The sequence below is a fragment of the Neobacillus drentensis genome, assembly GCF_021560175.1.
Classification (GTDB): domain Bacteria; phylum Bacillota; class Bacilli; order Bacillales; family Cytobacillaceae; genus Neobacillus; species Neobacillus drentensis_A.
Genome location: NZ_CP091110.1, coordinates 1,425,072 through 1,439,681, shown reverse-complemented (window position 1 = coordinate 1,439,681; position 14,610 = coordinate 1,425,072). Strand labels below are relative to the sequence as shown.

13 protein-coding genes and 1 pseudogene are annotated in these 14,610 nt (G+C 38.3%); 7 read left to right on the top strand and 7 right to left on the bottom strand.

Features of this window, described 5'->3' with window-relative positions; all coding sequences use genetic code 11:
* Window positions 1–192 precede the first annotated feature (192 nt).
* The gene (gene licT / locus L1999_RS06810) at window positions 193–1,032 is read right to left on the bottom strand and encodes a BglG family transcription antiterminator LicT (RefSeq protein ID WP_235742855.1); all 840 of its coding nucleotides are present in this window, start codon (window positions 1,030–1,032) and stop codon (window positions 193–195) included.
* A 474-nt stretch (window positions 1,033–1,506) separates the two neighbouring features.
* A complete protein-coding gene (locus L1999_RS06805; RefSeq protein WP_235744279.1) occupies window positions 1,507–1,917 on the bottom strand; it encodes an Lrp/AsnC family transcriptional regulator in 411 nt (136 codons plus the stop codon).
* 130 nt (window positions 1,918–2,047) lie between these two features.
* Here L1999_RS06805 and L1999_RS06800 point away from each other — a divergent pair, with 130 nt between their 5' ends.
* Both L1999_RS06800 and L1999_RS06795 read left to right on the top strand, forming a co-directional pair.
* Window positions 2,048–2,815 carry an MBL fold metallo-hydrolase gene (locus L1999_RS06800; protein WP_235742854.1) on the top strand — a complete coding sequence of 256 codons (768 nt, stop codon included), beginning with the start codon at window positions 2,048–2,050 and terminating at the stop codon, window positions 2,813–2,815.
* Between the two features lie 69 nt (window positions 2,816–2,884).
* A complete protein-coding gene (locus L1999_RS06795; RefSeq protein ID WP_345790899.1) occupies window positions 2,885–3,052 on the top strand; it encodes an ester cyclase in 168 nt (55 codons plus the stop codon).
* A gap of 749 nt (window positions 3,053–3,801) precedes the next feature.
* Here the strand turns inward: L1999_RS06795 and L1999_RS06790 are convergent.
* Window positions 3,802–4,701 (bottom strand): LysR family transcriptional regulator, encoded by a 900-nt coding sequence (locus tag L1999_RS06790; protein WP_235742853.1) that lies wholly within the window; start codon window positions 4,699–4,701, stop codon window positions 3,802–3,804.
* 166 nt (window positions 4,702–4,867) lie between these two features.
* Between L1999_RS06790 and L1999_RS06785 the strand changes: the two genes are divergently transcribed.
* The 5 genes and pseudogenes from L1999_RS06785 to L1999_RS06770 form a co-directional block, all read left to right on the top strand.
* Window positions 4,868–7,762: a 2-oxoglutarate dehydrogenase E1 component gene (locus L1999_RS06785; protein WP_235742852.1), complete on the top strand. Its 2,895-nt coding sequence runs from the start codon at window positions 4,868–4,870 to the stop codon at window positions 7,760–7,762.
* Between the two features lie 62 nt (window positions 7,763–7,824).
* Window positions 7,825–9,069: a 2-oxoglutarate dehydrogenase complex dihydrolipoyllysine-residue succinyltransferase gene (gene odhB / locus L1999_RS06780; protein ID WP_235742851.1), complete on the top strand. Its 1,245-nt coding sequence runs from the start codon at window positions 7,825–7,827 to the stop codon at window positions 9,067–9,069.
* Window positions 9,070–9,089: 20 nt separating this feature from the next.
* A complete protein-coding gene (locus tag L1999_RS06775) occupies window positions 9,090–9,596 on the top strand; it encodes an acyl-CoA thioesterase (protein WP_235742850.1) in 507 nt (168 codons plus the stop codon).
* A gap of 444 nt (window positions 9,597–10,040) precedes the next feature.
* The gene (locus L1999_RS29540) at window positions 10,041–10,319 is read left to right on the top strand and encodes an aspartyl-phosphate phosphatase Spo0E family protein (protein WP_345790881.1); all 279 of its coding nucleotides are present in this window, start codon (window positions 10,041–10,043) and stop codon (window positions 10,317–10,319) included.
* Window positions 10,320–10,329: 10 nt separating this feature from the next.
* Window positions 10,330–10,659 (top strand): annotated as a pseudogene (locus L1999_RS06770) (6-phospho-beta-glucosidase); the annotation flags it as partial.
* Between the two features lie 253 nt (window positions 10,660–10,912).
* On the opposite strand, the gene L1999_RS06765 reads toward L1999_RS06770, so the two are convergent.
* From L1999_RS06765 to L1999_RS06750, 4 genes are read right to left on the bottom strand one after another with little or no spacing between them, the layout of a single operon-like run.
* Window positions 10,913–11,356 carry a PNPOx family protein gene (locus tag L1999_RS06765; RefSeq protein WP_235742849.1) on the bottom strand — a complete coding sequence of 148 codons (444 nt, stop codon included), beginning with the start codon at window positions 11,354–11,356 and terminating at the stop codon, window positions 10,913–10,915.
* A gap of 20 nt (window positions 11,357–11,376) precedes the next feature.
* On the bottom strand, window positions 11,377–12,555 hold the full coding sequence (locus tag L1999_RS06760; RefSeq protein ID WP_235742848.1) for an acyl-CoA dehydrogenase family protein: 1,179 nt from the start codon (window positions 12,553–12,555) through the stop codon (window positions 11,377–11,379).
* 19 nt (window positions 12,556–12,574) lie between these two features.
* Window positions 12,575–13,534, bottom strand: a complete 960-nt coding sequence (locus tag L1999_RS06755) for a VOC family protein (RefSeq protein WP_235742847.1) — start codon at window positions 13,532–13,534, stop codon at window positions 12,575–12,577.
* A complete protein-coding gene (locus L1999_RS06750; RefSeq protein ID WP_235742846.1) occupies window positions 13,531–14,469 on the bottom strand; it encodes a fumarylacetoacetate hydrolase family protein in 939 nt (312 codons plus the stop codon). Before L1999_RS06750 ends, L1999_RS06755 begins: the two co-directional genes overlap by 4 nt.
* Between the last annotated feature and the right edge of the window lie 141 nt (window positions 14,470–14,610).

Here is a 14,610-nt window from a genome sequence, read left to right as displayed (position 1 = left end):
TGATTCCTTTCGTTTACTGGTGGGTATAGCCGCATCGCGTAACAATCCCACATAGCAAATCGCTATTTATTAATTTTCCTTTTTTTCAAAAATAAAACCCACCAGTTAAGGAAATCAAAATAGGATCTCTTTCCTTAACTGGTGGGTATAGCCGCCTAGCGTAACAATCCCACATGCGAAGCCTGTTTAATGTTAAACACTTTCCGCAATTACTCTTCTTATGTGAACAGCAAGATAAATAATTTCATCTTCTGTCAATTTACAATTGAGTTCTTTTTGAACATATTCATCAATTCGTTTCGCACATTTATATTCATTCGGATATTTTGTTTTGATCACATCTAAAAATCCTAAGTCATCTTTGATAACTTCTTTTCCTTTAGATAATCTTCTAACAAAGTATTTTAAATGTGTCATAAACCTGTCATAGTGTATGGAACTTTCATTAAGTTCTGTACCATAATGGTATTTCACTATATCCATTATTTTTTTTTGTCTCCGAACTAGTTCCATTGTTTCTTGAATCTTTACTGTATCATCCATTTGCGCATTAACTAGATGTAATGCAATAAACCCTGCCTCAGAATCATTAAGTTTTACATCATGTCTTTTTTCGATAATTTTCAATGCTTCTTTACCGATTAGATACTCATGATTATAAAACCTACTAATTTCCCATAACAAAGCGTTTCTTACTGTCTTCCCCTTTTTAGCACGATCAATTGCATGGTAAATATGATCTGTTAAACCCAACCAAATGGTATCATCTAACTTTTTATCCAAGGAATTAGTTGCAAATTTAACAATTTCATTGGTTGTTTGAACATATGTGTAAGGAATATTAGATAGTAACACCTCTAGATAATTACCATTTTCTTCTCCTTCAATCACATAAATTCTTTCAATTAATGCTTCATCAATGAAATCATTTTTCTGCTTTTTAAAACCAAGACCTTTTCCCATGACTAGTGCTTCTTTACCATCTTTATAGGAACGTACTAAATTATTGTTAATAACCTTATCTATCTTCATAAAAACCATCTTCCTCCAAGGTTATACAATAATGAATCTAAAAAATAATATCATAAATGGTATAGCCTGCCTTACAGTAACTATCCAAATAATTTTGATAGTGCTATTTTATATCTATCTGAAAACGATGTCAATAATATATTTCTTGCAATTTCAGGAGATAGACTAAATGAAATTTCTGTAAAAGTGCGAGTTAAATGTCCAGAAGATATAAAAAACAGTGAGGACAATTAGTAGGACAAATTTAGGCTTAATAAATAAAAGTGGGGGCTTCTTCTACAAATATTAAAGGAACTGCTGCATTTAAAGTGGACAAGATATTAAATTAGAGAGAGTAAACGGTGTGTTAAAACCAACATTAGAATTTGATCGTTTATCTACCTCCAAATTACTGCATTAAAAAAGTTTGGCAGAGGACATCCTGAAGCATGAATGGGAGGTCCTTTTTTATGCATAACCGATATACTACTATAGCTATTTACTAATAACAATCGATAATTTATAGTTTGCATGCTCGTTTAATTCCTCTAAAAATTGATTCATTAGTTCATTGGATGGAAATTTACATTCGAGGAGATAACAACCATCTCCACTGATTTTATAGTTATTTATTAGATAGTTCTCTTGTGTTTTTATAAACGTCAAATATGGCTGATGAGTAGTGCTTTGTGTCATGATAGTAATAAAAGCATGTATATAATATCCCAATTTGACTTGGTTCACTTTAATGGTATAACCCTCAATAATTCCATTATCCTCTAATTTTGCCACTCTTGCCGTCGTAGCTGGTCCAGTCAAATGTACTTTCTCACCCAATTCTTTCATTGTAATCCGACTGTTTTTAGTTAGTTCCTTCAAGATTTTCATATCCGTGTTATCTAACATATATTTAATTCCTTTCATAAATAAAGTCAAACCTCCAAAAGACTTTATTTAATCTATGTATCCTCTTGGGTCCATAGTTTAGACTATACATTGTTTAAAGGAAATTTCAAAGATAAAGGGGTTATAAAATATGGATATACAACAAATTCGTAATGCAACAATAGTTGTTGAATATGCGAGGAAAAAATTTCTAATTGATCCAATGTTAGCAGAAAAAGGGAGTTACCCACCTTTTCCAAATTCATCAAGACAAGATCAAAATAATCCATTGGTAAGTTTACCAACATCCATTGACAATATTATTCAAAATATTGATGCTGTCATTGTCACTCATCTGCATTTAGACCACTGGGATGATGTTGCTAAAGAAGCATTGCCAAAAGAGATCAAAGTATTTGCACAAAATGAAGAGGATGCAACAGAAATTCGAAATACTGGTTTCCAAAATGTAGAGGTTTTACAACAGGATACAGTCTTTGAAGGTATCCAATTAGTTAAAACAAAAGGCGAGCATGGGAGAGGCGAAATCTTAAAACATGCTGGTCTAGTATGTGGTGTTGTCTTCAGACACCCATCGGAGAAAATTTTGTATGTTGCCGGTGATACAGTATGGTATGAAGCAGTTCAAGAAGTAATCGACTCACAAAAACCAGAAATTATTGTCGTAAATGCCGGTGATAATCAATTCTTTCAAGGCGGTTCTCTAGTCATGGGGAAAAATGATGTCTATGAAGTGTACAAAGCTGCTCCAGATGGAAAAATAATTTGTGTCCATATGGAAGCTGTAAACCATTGGGGATTAACCAGAGAAGAATTAAAGAGCTTTATTACTCAAAAAGGAATTACTTCTAATGTTTTAGTGCCAGAAGACGGAGAATCATACACATTCAATAAATAATAGACAAGCTATAAAGAAGAGAAAACCGTGTCGATTTAGGCTAGGTGATCAAGAAGCAGTGTATTTTATATTGAAGGTACTCACACAGGTATCCCATTTTTCAGTATTACTTCAACCGGTAGTACCGTTAGGTTCTCTCTTATGATGTTTTTACGGTTTAAAAACGGCAAAATCATAGAGAAAAGATCACATGTTGATGTAAATGATATTCTCCGCCAGCTTGGTACTACCTTTTAAACCCTTCACGTCAGCATGGCTAATCAAAGACCCTTTTTAGGGTCCTTTTGGTTATTAATCCAATATCTATAAATTAAAGTAGTAATTCGGGTTTTAATTTCCGAAATAAACATCATCGTGTTTAACTTCTTCCATAACTTTATTAGAACTTTTTCTGTGAATAAAATATTGGGAAATATGGGTTTAAATTCGAGATTATTATTATAGTGCTTGAAAAAACACCAGCATAGATACCATCTAAAAGAAAACAGATGGAATCGTTCGTAGTGAAACTGCCTATTTTATAATACTATCTTACCCTAGTGGTAATTCGTAAAATGCAATCAGCGAATTAACAATGCTAATGAAAGCTGAGAGAATTTCTTAATAGATCATTTTTTTGAATATTACGATATATCAAGAGCTGTGCATTTTATATTAGATATCCAGTTCAATAGTATTCCTGCAAAAGGGAAAGGTCATTTCATTAAAGAAAAAACAAGCATCTAAAAACTAGTGCTTGTTTTAAAAGGAAAACCTTTAATAGCTATAAATGGAGCACAGTAATTCTGTATTTAAATTAGGCGGGCTATTAGAGCCCCCTCGATGAAGGTAGTTTATGTTCATTGTTAAATATCCAAAAAAAACTATTGAAAACTATAAAAGAGGAAGGAAACACTTATACAAAAATAACGACCAGCGTTTTATTTTAGTTGATTTAAAATAAAACGCTGGTCGGTCTGAAGCGATTCTACTAGGGATATACACTTTTATTTTATCTTTGTACCAGTATATTTCCAATTAAAATTTTCAATAAAATGTACGAATGCCTTAACGACATTCCATTCTAGGGATTCCTTATGATAATACATCCATGTTCTGCGCAATATAGGATTTCCTTCTTGATCTTTTATAAGGACTTTGGATAAGTCTTCTATGCCATTAAGTACCCTGCTGGAAAGGATACCATATCCTAAACCATTTATCACCATTTCCTTACACGTATCAACTTGGTCGACTTCTATACCGATAAAGGGTGCTTGTGCATAATTTTCAGCCCACCAATGATCAATGGTTGATTTTAATAAGTAATCCCCTCTATATTCAATTCTAGGAAGACGAGGAAGATCCCTAATTTCAATCTCATCCTTTGAAGCAATGCAAATGGTTTCCTCAAATAATTGATGTGTCGATAATCCCCTGCACCCATAGTCTCCCCGAACAAAACCGATATGAACATCTTTATTGTGTATAAGTTGGGTTACGTCTCTGCTCCACCCCGTAATCACTTTGAATTCCACATGGGGAAATTGGCTTTTAAACAGTTTCAAAATATAAGGAAGTTCATAATTCGCAAAAAAATTAGATACCCCCAATTTCAACGTACCTACCACTTTATCACTTTCGTTATTACCCATATTTTGGACATTTTCTTTTATCTTCTCATAATGAGCAAGGGCCTCCTCAGCACATTGGACAAGATATTCTCCTTGTGGGGTAAAATGCACGCCACGACTTTCACGGGTTACGATTGTAACCCCCAGCTCTTCCTGCATATGCTTTAATCTACTCGTTAATGCAGGTTGAGTAAGAAATAATAATCGAGCTGTTTTTGTAAGATTTTTTTGATTATAAAGTACCTTCAGTATTTCCCAGTCACGGTAATCCATTGTCCCACCCTGTAATGATATAAAGATTTTTTATAAGTAAAAATAATTTTTTTCAATTTTATTTATTTTCATTATTGCATTATCCTTATCCTTAATCAATGTTAATTACTTCTATAACCTATCCAAATAATATTATACGAAAACTCAATCATGGGGGTATTCCAGAATGGAAGAACAGGAAAATCAACGAAATCCATGGAGGAAATTGAATGGTCCAAACCTTGGCTATGTAATCGAACAATATGAGCGCTATATGAACGGTATAGATACTGTCGAGCCAAAATTAATAGAGTTATTTAATACATGGGGATCACCCTTGTCTTTTGAGACAAGTCAATTGAAAGAAAATATCAAACATGGATCTGTTATTCCAGATAATTCAGTAGATATAGAGAAAGTGATGAAAGTTGTAAAACTTCTAGAAGACATTCGCTCACATGGACATTTAGCGGCAAATATGAACCCTTTAGAAGGGAATGAAAAACACCGTGACTTGTTCAACCCTGAAAAACATGGGATAAGTGACTACAACTTGAAAGCGATTCCAGCTAAACTCGTTTGGAAGGATACACCTGAAGGCGTTCAAACCGCTTGGGATGCGATAAACCATTTAAAGAATCTTTATACCTCTACACTAGCCTACGAATTTAACCATGTTGATAATATGGACGAAAAAGCATGGTTAACTAGGATAGTGGAGACAAGGAGTATGCACCGCTCCTTATCGAAAGAAGAACAAGCAAACCTATTAAAGAGTTTGACGGAGGTGGAAGGATTTGAACAATTCTTACATAAAACCTTTGTCGGTCAAAAACGATTTTCTATTGAAGGTGTAGACATGCTTGTACCTATGCTAAATGAAGCGATTCGCGAAGGTGTCGGGGATCAAGTACAAAATATCCTCATTGGAATGGCTCATCGTGGCCGCTTAAGTGTCTTGGCACATGTATTAAATAAACCATACAGCAAGATTTTCTCTGAGTTTCAGCACTCTTACGCCAAACAACAAGGACCATCGGAAGATTTAGTCGATATTAGTGAGGGTTGGACAGGAGATGTGAAATACCACTTAGGGTGCAACCGGTTCGTCGAGTGTGACAGTCCCCTTCGTACACGGATTACCTTAGCGAATAATCCGAGTCATCTTGAATTTGTCGATCCAGTAATCGAAGGGTTTACAAGAGCAGCCCAAGAAGAACGTCAAAAGGCAGGATATCCCAAGCAAGATGTTAAGAAAGCATTTCCGATACTGGTCCATGGCGATGCTGCATTTCCAGGCCAGGGAATTGTATCGGAGACTTTAAATTTAGGTGGATTAAAAGGATATCAAACGGGCGGGACCATTCATATCATCACGAACAACATGGTCGGCTTTACGACAGATAGCCATGATTCTCGTTTTACGAGATATGCGAGTGACTTGGCAAAAGGTTTTGAGATCCCAATTGTGCATGTAAATGCGGATGATCCAGAAGCTTGTCTGGCAGCTGTTCGTCTTGCCTATCAATACCGTGCCCGTTTCCACAAGGATTTTTTGATTGATTTAGTCGGATACCGCCGATTTGGCCACAACGAAATGGACGACCCTGCGGTCACCCAGCCCCAGGTTTACAAAAAAGTTGCGGGCCATCCAACCGTAAAAGCCTTATATTCCGAACAGTTGAGAAAGAAAGGTATTTTGAATGAACAAGAGGTCGAACAAATCAATCGTAGCGTGCAAGAAAAACTCCAAGCGGAATATGACCAAGTGTCAGAGACGAAGCATGATGAGCGATCGGCAGTTGTAGAGGTTCCTAAGGTTATCACGAAAGGAATTCCGCAATTGGAAACAAATATACAGCTTAATACTCTTTGTGAATTAAATCATGAATTGCTGAAATGGCCGGAAAACTTTCACGTTTATCCAAAATTAAAGCGGATTCTGGAACGCCGTGAACTAGCACTGGAGGAAAATGGGAAAGTAGAATGGGCGGTAGCAGAAGTGCTGGCATTCGCGACATTGTTAAAAGAAGGCACACCGATCCGGCTAACGGGACAGGATTCTGAGCGTGGAACGTTCGCTCAGCGTCACATTGTGCTGCATGACACAGAAACCAACGAAACCTATTCACCCTTGCATCATCTAACGCAAGCCCGCGCTTCGTTTGCGGTGCATAATAGCCCACTGTCTGAAGCGGCTGTTGTAGGTTTTGAATATGGCTATAATGTCTTTGCTCCTGAAACACTTGTCATATGGGAAGCACAATACGGTGATTTTGCTAACACAGCACAACCTCTGTTTGATCAATTTGTTTCATCCGCTAGAGCTAAATGGGGACAAAAGTCAGGGCTTACTCTTCTTTTGCCTCACGGTTATGAAGGCCAGGGTCCAGAGCACTCCAGTTCCCGTCTTGAACGCTTTTTACAGTTGGCGGCAGAAAACAACTGGACGGTAGCAAACTTGACTAGTGCTGCCCAATACTTTCATATTTTGCGCCGGCAAGCATCCATCTTAGGAACAGAATTCGTCAGGCCGCTGGTCATTATGACACCAAAAAGTCTGCTTCGTCATCCGCTGGTCTCTTCTCCTGGCACTGCTCTAAGCGATGGCAGTTTCCAAACGGTTGTGGAACAACCAGAGCTCGGAAAAAGGAGAGAAAAAGTGAAGCGGCTCGTGTTAGCGACTGGTAAGATGGCCATCGATCTGGCTGTGGAAATTGACTCAAGTAAAGAAATTCAAAAATTAGACGAAATACACATAATTCGTATTGAACAATTGTATCCATTCCCGAAGGAAAAAGTAGAAGATATTTTAATGCGCTATCCGAACCTGAAGGAAATCGTTTGGGTACAGGAAGAACCAAAGAATATGGGAGCATGGCATTATATCGCCCCTACACTCTTTGAACTTGCTTCCAGCAAACTGACAGTCGGTTACATTGGACGACAGGCGCGTTCAAGCACGGCAGTAGGCGATTCCAACGTTCATAAAAAGGAACAAGAACATATTGTCCAACAGGCTTTGAATTTTAATCTTTTAATAGATACACAGAAACAAGAAAGAGAGTTAGTTAGAAGCTAACAATGATCAACAGCAAATACCAAGATAAAAATATTACTTAATATTCTTAGGAGAGATGAAACTTGATGGAAATTAAGGTACCGGAGTTAGCAGAATCCATTTCAGAAGGAACGATTTCACAATGGCTAATTAATATTGGTGACAAAGTATCCAAAGGAGATAGTGTCGTAGAACTGGAAACAGATAAAGTCAATATAGAATTAAATGCTGAATATTCAGGTGTAGTTACGAAGGTATTAAAAGACACAGGCGATACGGTGGAAGTAGGCGATGTAATTGCAATTATTGAGGATGGCACAGCTGAGGAAACCGTTGTCACCACAACAGCTCCGGAAAAATCGGTAGAAGAAACTTTAAATCAACAAACCATCCGGTCAGAGCAAGATTTTCCGAAAGCCAACCGACCGATTGCTTCTCCAGCTGCAAGAAAATGGGCAAGAGAACTGGGAATCGATTTAAATCAGGTAAATAGCAGTGACCCACTAGGCAGAATTAAGTCAAATGATGTCAAAGCCTATTCACCTGCACCTCCGGTAAAAGAAGAACCAAAATTGGAAAAGGCAAGTCCAAAACGAAAGGAACAACAAAATGATGTGGAATTTGATAAACCTGTAGAACGTGTAAAAATGTCTCGGAGACGTCAAACCATCGCTAAACGCCTCGTAGAGGTCCAACAAACAGCAGCGATGTTGACCACATTTAACGAAGTTGACATGTCTGCGATTATGGATTTACGCAATAAGCGGAAAGATGCCTTTTTCGATAAACATGGTGTTCGTCTTGGATTTATGTCATTTTTTACAAAAGCAGTGGTTTCAGCCTTAAAGCAATTCCCTCTTTTAAATGCAGAAATTCAAGGGGATGAATTGCTGATCAAGAAGTTTTACGATATCGGAATTGCCGTTGCAGCTCCAGAAGGTTTGGTCGTTCCAGTTGTACGCAATGCGAACCAGAAAAATTTTGCGGAAATCGAACAAGAAATCGGTAATCTTGGTAAAAAGGCTCGTGATAACGCCCTCACTTTGAATGATTTGCAAGGTGGAACCTTTACGATTACAAATGGTGGAGTTTTTGGATCTTTAATGTCCACACCGATTTTGAATAGTCCGCAAGTTGGAATTCTCGGTATGCATAAGATCCAAACAAGGCCAATAGCAATTGATAGTGAACGAATGGCAAACCGTCCGATGATGTATATCGCACTGTCTTACGATCATCGAATTGTGGATGGGAAAGAAGCCGTTAGCTTCCTGGCTATGGTAAAAGAATTGTTGGAAGATCCAGAAACCTTATTATTAGAAAGCTAAAACTTTAGGGAGATCCATCAATGGAAGCTAAATATTGTAAAGAATCAAGAGTGATACGAACAAGTCGTGTATTCCCAAACGATGTGAATAATCATAATACATTATTTGGCGGCCGGTTAATGAGTGATATAGACCAAGTCGCCTCTATTTCCGCAGCGCGCCATAGTCGAAGCGAATGTGTAACTGCTTCAACGGATTCCGTCGATTTTTTACATCCAGTACGCCCTACCGATTCTGTCTGTTTTGAATCTTATGTGACATGGAAAGGCACATCATCAATGGAAGTATTTGTGAAAATTATCGCGGAAGATTTAAAAAGCGGTAAGCGTAAAATCGCGGCGACTGCCCTCTTAACATTTGTCGCACTTGATGAGCATAAGCGCCCAACATGGGTTCCGGATGTCATCCCAGAAACAGAAGAAGAGAAAAAATTACATGAAACCGCCTCCGAGCGGGCAAGAATGCGTAAAGAAAGAAAACAAAAAAGTAAAGAATTAGCTGCATTTTTAACAATGGATCAGCCCTAGGATCGACACATCTCATGATGGATATGATTGGGGTTCAGAAATCTATAACGTTCTAAAATTTTGATGGCAATAAAAAAAGTAGATTCCATTTATGAGGAAAATTTATATTTGCTTTTAACTTTATATTTATTATTTTGAGATACAAGGAAATTTTTATGTGGGTTATCACTCTTTATTCAAATTTAAATATAACCATGTATGAATATAACACAGAAAAAGAAGCAAAAGAAGCTTTCAAAGACCTAGAAGGATACAAGATTCTTTCACACATTGTTTACTTTAATGATTTTGTTTAGCTTTAGGCACTGTTCCTATCTTTCCATGATCACTAAAAGTAAAATTCACAAGGTTATGTATTCTTTTCTTTTAAACTATTTCTTTTATCAAATAGTGGTTAGTTATTAAGTATATAGATTAAAAAAATTTGATGAATATAGAAAGGAGATGAGGCTCATGATTCTAAAGAATGCCATAGAATTAAGTAAGCGTATCAATTCATACCGCCAGAGTTTGGTTGAATTGAAAAGGAATAAGGGACCCTCTGATCCTGATGTCCTAAAACTCAGCAAACAATTAGATCGGGACATTGTCATGTTACACATAATCATGTGTGAACTTCGCTCCTTAAAACAGGGATATCTCTATGATAGGTATCCAAACTTAGATGAGCCCGTATGCACTATTCATGATCGTATAACCAAAAAAGATTTTATTCAACTTTAACAACATCAAACTTATTGGTGCTGCAGGTGCAAGGCCAATTGCTTTTGGATCTCTGCCACCATCCGAAAGAGGCTGGCTGCAAGTAATGAAGAATATGGAACTATGTGTAGAGGAGGCAGCCGTAACCGGTGATTACGGATTAGCGTTGCAAGCATTTACGATAAATCCGCTCATTCCTAGTGGTGAAACGGCAAAGCGTGTTCTAGATGAGCTTTTAATTGCACATAAAGAATATCTGCCACAATTTGCTGAAAAAATTGCAGAATTAGTTGTAGCAGGTATTACTGTAAGAGACGATATAGCTAGAAACTCATCTAAAGAAGAAGTAGTTAATGTTTAGTTAAAAGTGGTAGCTTGCTTTTACGAATTGCTGATACAAGCAGCTGGGAAAAATCCCACGTTGATGTGAATGATATTTTCTGCCAGCTGATGATACGCGTAACCTTTTAAAAGAAAACTGTTTTAACAAGAAAATATATTCATTTTATAAAAAAAAAGCAGACAAAAATAAAATTCTGTCTGCTGTTTCATTCTTTAAACTATTTGTTTCTCTAATTGATTTTCCACAACGTGCTGGTATCCATAATTCCTCTCTACCTAAGAAGCTCGTAAACTTCTGTATCTAATTTCTTGGCAAGTTCCGGATTGTACGTCTTTTCATATTCCGGTTCAACTGTCACCTTACCACCGTAAAACATCACATTTTCCACTTCTTCAACATCAATGGTAACCACACAAAACTTCATTGTCTTCTCGATTACTTCAGAAACAGTAGCCTTTCCACGGACAGAATAACAGCTTCCTTCGCCAATCATTCCAACGATTACGGTAGGATTGCTTTGGATATTAGTAATACTGGATGCTTTGTTACCAAGGGCTAACTTTATCTGTGTACCATCTGGATTCGCATTTACCCAAGAAACCACACTCAATTGCGGTAGTTTTGTTTCCGCATCGACGGTGATCAAGGAAACCATCTTTTCTCCCTGTAAAGAAGAAGCGAGCCCTGGGCTCAGACGATCTAGAGTTTTTGTCATTATGTTTCTCTCCTTCTCTCTTAATATTCCACTTTTACTGGAAGGCCGAGCTCAAGCTTTCCGAAGAGTTCTCCGACCCAGTCAAAATTGAAAGCGGTATGCTGTGCGCCAGCATGAATATCACGCCAAAACTGTTGTAGAGGATGCCTCTCACTAGAAGCAGCCGCACCGCTACTAGTATATATGGTCTCCATTGCCTCTGTACACATTTCTCCACAATAGGCATAATTACAGCGCAAGCGTACACGCTCTGGATAATCAAGTACCCGTCCAGACTCTACAAGTTCCAAGGATTTGTGTAAAAGTGCGTCCACTGCTTCAATCTTTGCAGCTACCTTGGCAAGCCGAATTTGTTGATGGGTTAAGTTCGCGACTGCCACGCCGCCCCTTGATTTATTTTTTCCAATGACCTGGTCACGCCAAATTGCATATGCACCTTTGGTTGCTCCAAGAATAACGGATAAAAGTGTAACTGGCATAACAGCCGACAATTGGATACGGTAAAGTGGTGCAGTATTCAGGTCCATCCCAGGAGAGATCCCATGTAAATTCCAAGGCTCTAATTCCATTGTTCGGTGGTCAGGAACGAAAACATCCGTTAACTGCAATAAATTACTACCTGTTCCTTTCATCCCAATGACGTGCCAAACATCAATCACTTTTAGGTCACTTTTTGGCACGAGGAAGTATAAAGCTTTGGTTTCATCTTCTGAAACTGGCGCAGGAGCACTAATCATTACCCAATCACAGTGATTGATCCCTGATGAGAATCCCCATTTGCCGCTTAGCTTATATCCTCCATCCACACGGGAGATGGAGGAATCATGACTAGGATTAATCGATGTAGCAAGACAAGCATCTGGATTATCCCCCCAAACATCTGCCTGAGCTTGATTTGGAAAAAAAGCCAGCATCCAATTATGCAAGAGAAGGAGTGAATAGCACCAACCCGTAGAAGCATCTCCTTTTGATATTTCAATTGCTGTATCAGCTAACGTCTTCCAATTCAGTTCATGCCCGCCCCAGCGGCCTGGCACTAAGGATCGAACTAAGCCTGATGAAATAATTTCCTGGATGGTTTCAGCTGGCTGATGTCTTAATTCTTCGCCAAGGTTTGGCTGGGATTGTAAAGTAACAGCCAACTCTTTTGCACGGTCAATCGCTTCTTGGTATGAAAACTTCTTTAATACTTCATTCATGTACACGACCTCCTCTGGTTTATTTGTCTAAGTTTGGTGTTCCGTATGTGTGAAATGTAGATGGAAGCGGTGTTCCCCACGCTAATCCTTTTTTCCGTTCCTCCGGTGTCCAGGTAACGGTTTCCCAATCTGGTGTATAGATGAGAAAACCTCCTGAGCATACCTCAATCCGATTTCCTCCCGGTTCATAGACGTAAACAAACATTGTTTGACCGGCCACATGTTTATTAGGTGGTGCTTCAATGAATATTCCATTATCTAAAAATACATCTGCGGCGCGGAGCACCATTTCTGCAGTTTCCACTTTAAATGCGGCATGATGAAAACGTCCTTGGGCACCTGATTTATCGAGAGAAATAGCTAGGTCATATGATTTATTGGTGACGTGAAGCCATGCCGTCGTTTGGTTGCCTTCATCGGTAATCGCTTGTTCACTTAATCTGAAACCAAGCTGCTCTCGAAAGAATGAGCTATCTGCATCGACATTAGAGCTGAACAAATTAATATGATCCAGTTGTGTTACACTTGCGCCTCTTGCTGAAAATTTTTGGGGCTGATTTTTTAAACCTGGTTTTAAGTGATCTGGAGTAATATATTTATCTGCCTCATAGAACACTTCTAAAACATGTCCATCCGCATCGCGAAATTGGTAGGAACGGCCATGCCCGTAATCTCCATCTGTCCATCCTATTCCATGTCCGCTTCTCTCCAAATCAATTACACGGCGCTCGAGTGCTTGTTCCGAATAAGTTCTTAATGCCACATGTCCTAAACCCGCCTGGTGAGCTTCAGTCAGTTTTAAGCTATAAAGCTGCTGGTCTCCCCAGCCGCGGAGAAAGACCGATTGTCCTTCTCGATGGACGATTTCCATTCCGAGAAGATCTCGAAAAAATTCTAGACTCTCGGTTGGCTTAGGAGTTAATAGTTCAATATGCGCCAAGTGGGCTACATCTCGTATTGGTTCAAGATTCATAATCATTCTTTGCTCACCTCCACGATTGTTGTCTCAATTGCACCAATCCCGGCAATTTCAACTTTTACTATGTCACCATCCTGTAAGAACTTGTTTTGTGCTTCACCGACACCACCGGGTGTACCTGTAAGGACAATGTCCCCTGGCTCTAACGTTACGATGCCTGATAAAAATTCAACTAGATGATTTACATTGAACAAAAGCTGCTCAGTGTTCGAGTTTTGTCTTACTTCATCGTTAACGGTTAACGAAATGTCGAGACTGTGCGGATTTGGAATCTCATCCTTTGTTACTAAAACGGGGCCAAGTGGAAGACTCTTATCTAAGGTCTTTCCTTGCAGCCATTGAATCGTCCGCTTTTGCATGTCACGGGCTGTAATATCATTAGCAACGGTGTAACCAAACACATAGTCCAATGCATTTTCATACGGAATGTCTTTTCCTTCTTTTCCAATGACAAACGCCAACTCTGCCTCATAATCTAGCTTTTTGGTCAAATTTGATTTTAGTGGAAATTCATCATTTGGACCGGCTATTGCTGTAGCAAACTTGGCAAAAATCACTGGGTGAACCGGAAGATCACGTTTCATTTCGAGAATATGATTCTTGTAATTTAGGCCTACACAGATAATTTTATTTGGCTTTAGGACAGGTGCTCCGATTTGTACATTTTCTTTTTTATAAATAGCCGATGAATGTTCTGCATTCTCAAGGGCAAAGGCAATCGCTTCTTTTGCAGTTTTTAAGGCGAGGTCACCGTTTGCAATAAATTCTGTTGGATTAGCTGGTAATAAAGCGGTTGCAATTTCATTTACTCTTTGCTGACCATTTTGGGTTAAAAGCTCGATATAGGCTTGCTGCGGGTCTACAATGGTATTTTCGTCGACTAGAATGCCGAGTCGTAACGGTTGATTATTTATGGAATAGGTTAGTAATTTCATGGGATCTCCTCCTCGTTTTTCAAACACAACAATGTGTTCTTCTCTTAAATTAATGATAAGCTACAATAAAATTTTTTTGAAATACACATATTGTATTTGAGTAATCATGATTTTCGATCATTTGGTACTTTTTCTTTTCCA

Coding starts and splice junctions, on each gene's coding strand:
- licT (WP_235742855.1), bottom strand. CDS start 1,032: ATGAAGATAGATAAGGTTATTAACAATAATTTAGTACGTTCCTATAAA.
- L1999_RS06805 (WP_235744279.1), bottom strand. CDS start 1,917: ATGTTAGATAACACGGATATGAAAATCTTGAAGGAACTAACTAAAAAC.
- L1999_RS06800 (WP_235742854.1), top strand. CDS start 2,048: ATGGATATACAACAAATTCGTAATGCAACAATAGTTGTTGAATATGCG.
- L1999_RS06790 (WP_235742853.1), bottom strand. CDS start 4,701: ATGGATTACCGTGACTGGGAAATACTGAAGGTACTTTATAATCAAAAA.
- L1999_RS06785 (WP_235742852.1), top strand. CDS start 4,868: ATGGAAGAACAGGAAAATCAACGAAATCCATGGAGGAAATTGAATGGT.
- L1999_RS06775 (WP_235742850.1), top strand. CDS start 9,090: ATGGAAGCTAAATATTGTAAAGAATCAAGAGTGATACGAACAAGTCGT.
- L1999_RS29540 (WP_345790881.1), top strand. CDS start 10,041: ATGAGGCTCATGATTCTAAAGAATGCCATAGAATTAAGTAAGCGTATC.
- L1999_RS06765 (WP_235742849.1), bottom strand. CDS start 11,356: ATGACAAAAACTCTAGATCGTCTGAGCCCAGGGCTCGCTTCTTCTTTA.
- L1999_RS06760 (WP_235742848.1), bottom strand. CDS start 12,555: ATGAATGAAGTATTAAAGAAGTTTTCATACCAAGAAGCGATTGACCGT.
- L1999_RS06755 (WP_235742847.1), bottom strand. CDS start 13,534: ATGATTATGAATCTTGAACCAATACGAGATGTAGCCCACTTGGCGCAT.
- L1999_RS06750 (WP_235742846.1), bottom strand. CDS start 14,469: ATGAAATTACTAACCTATTCCATAAATAATCAACCGTTACGACTCGGC.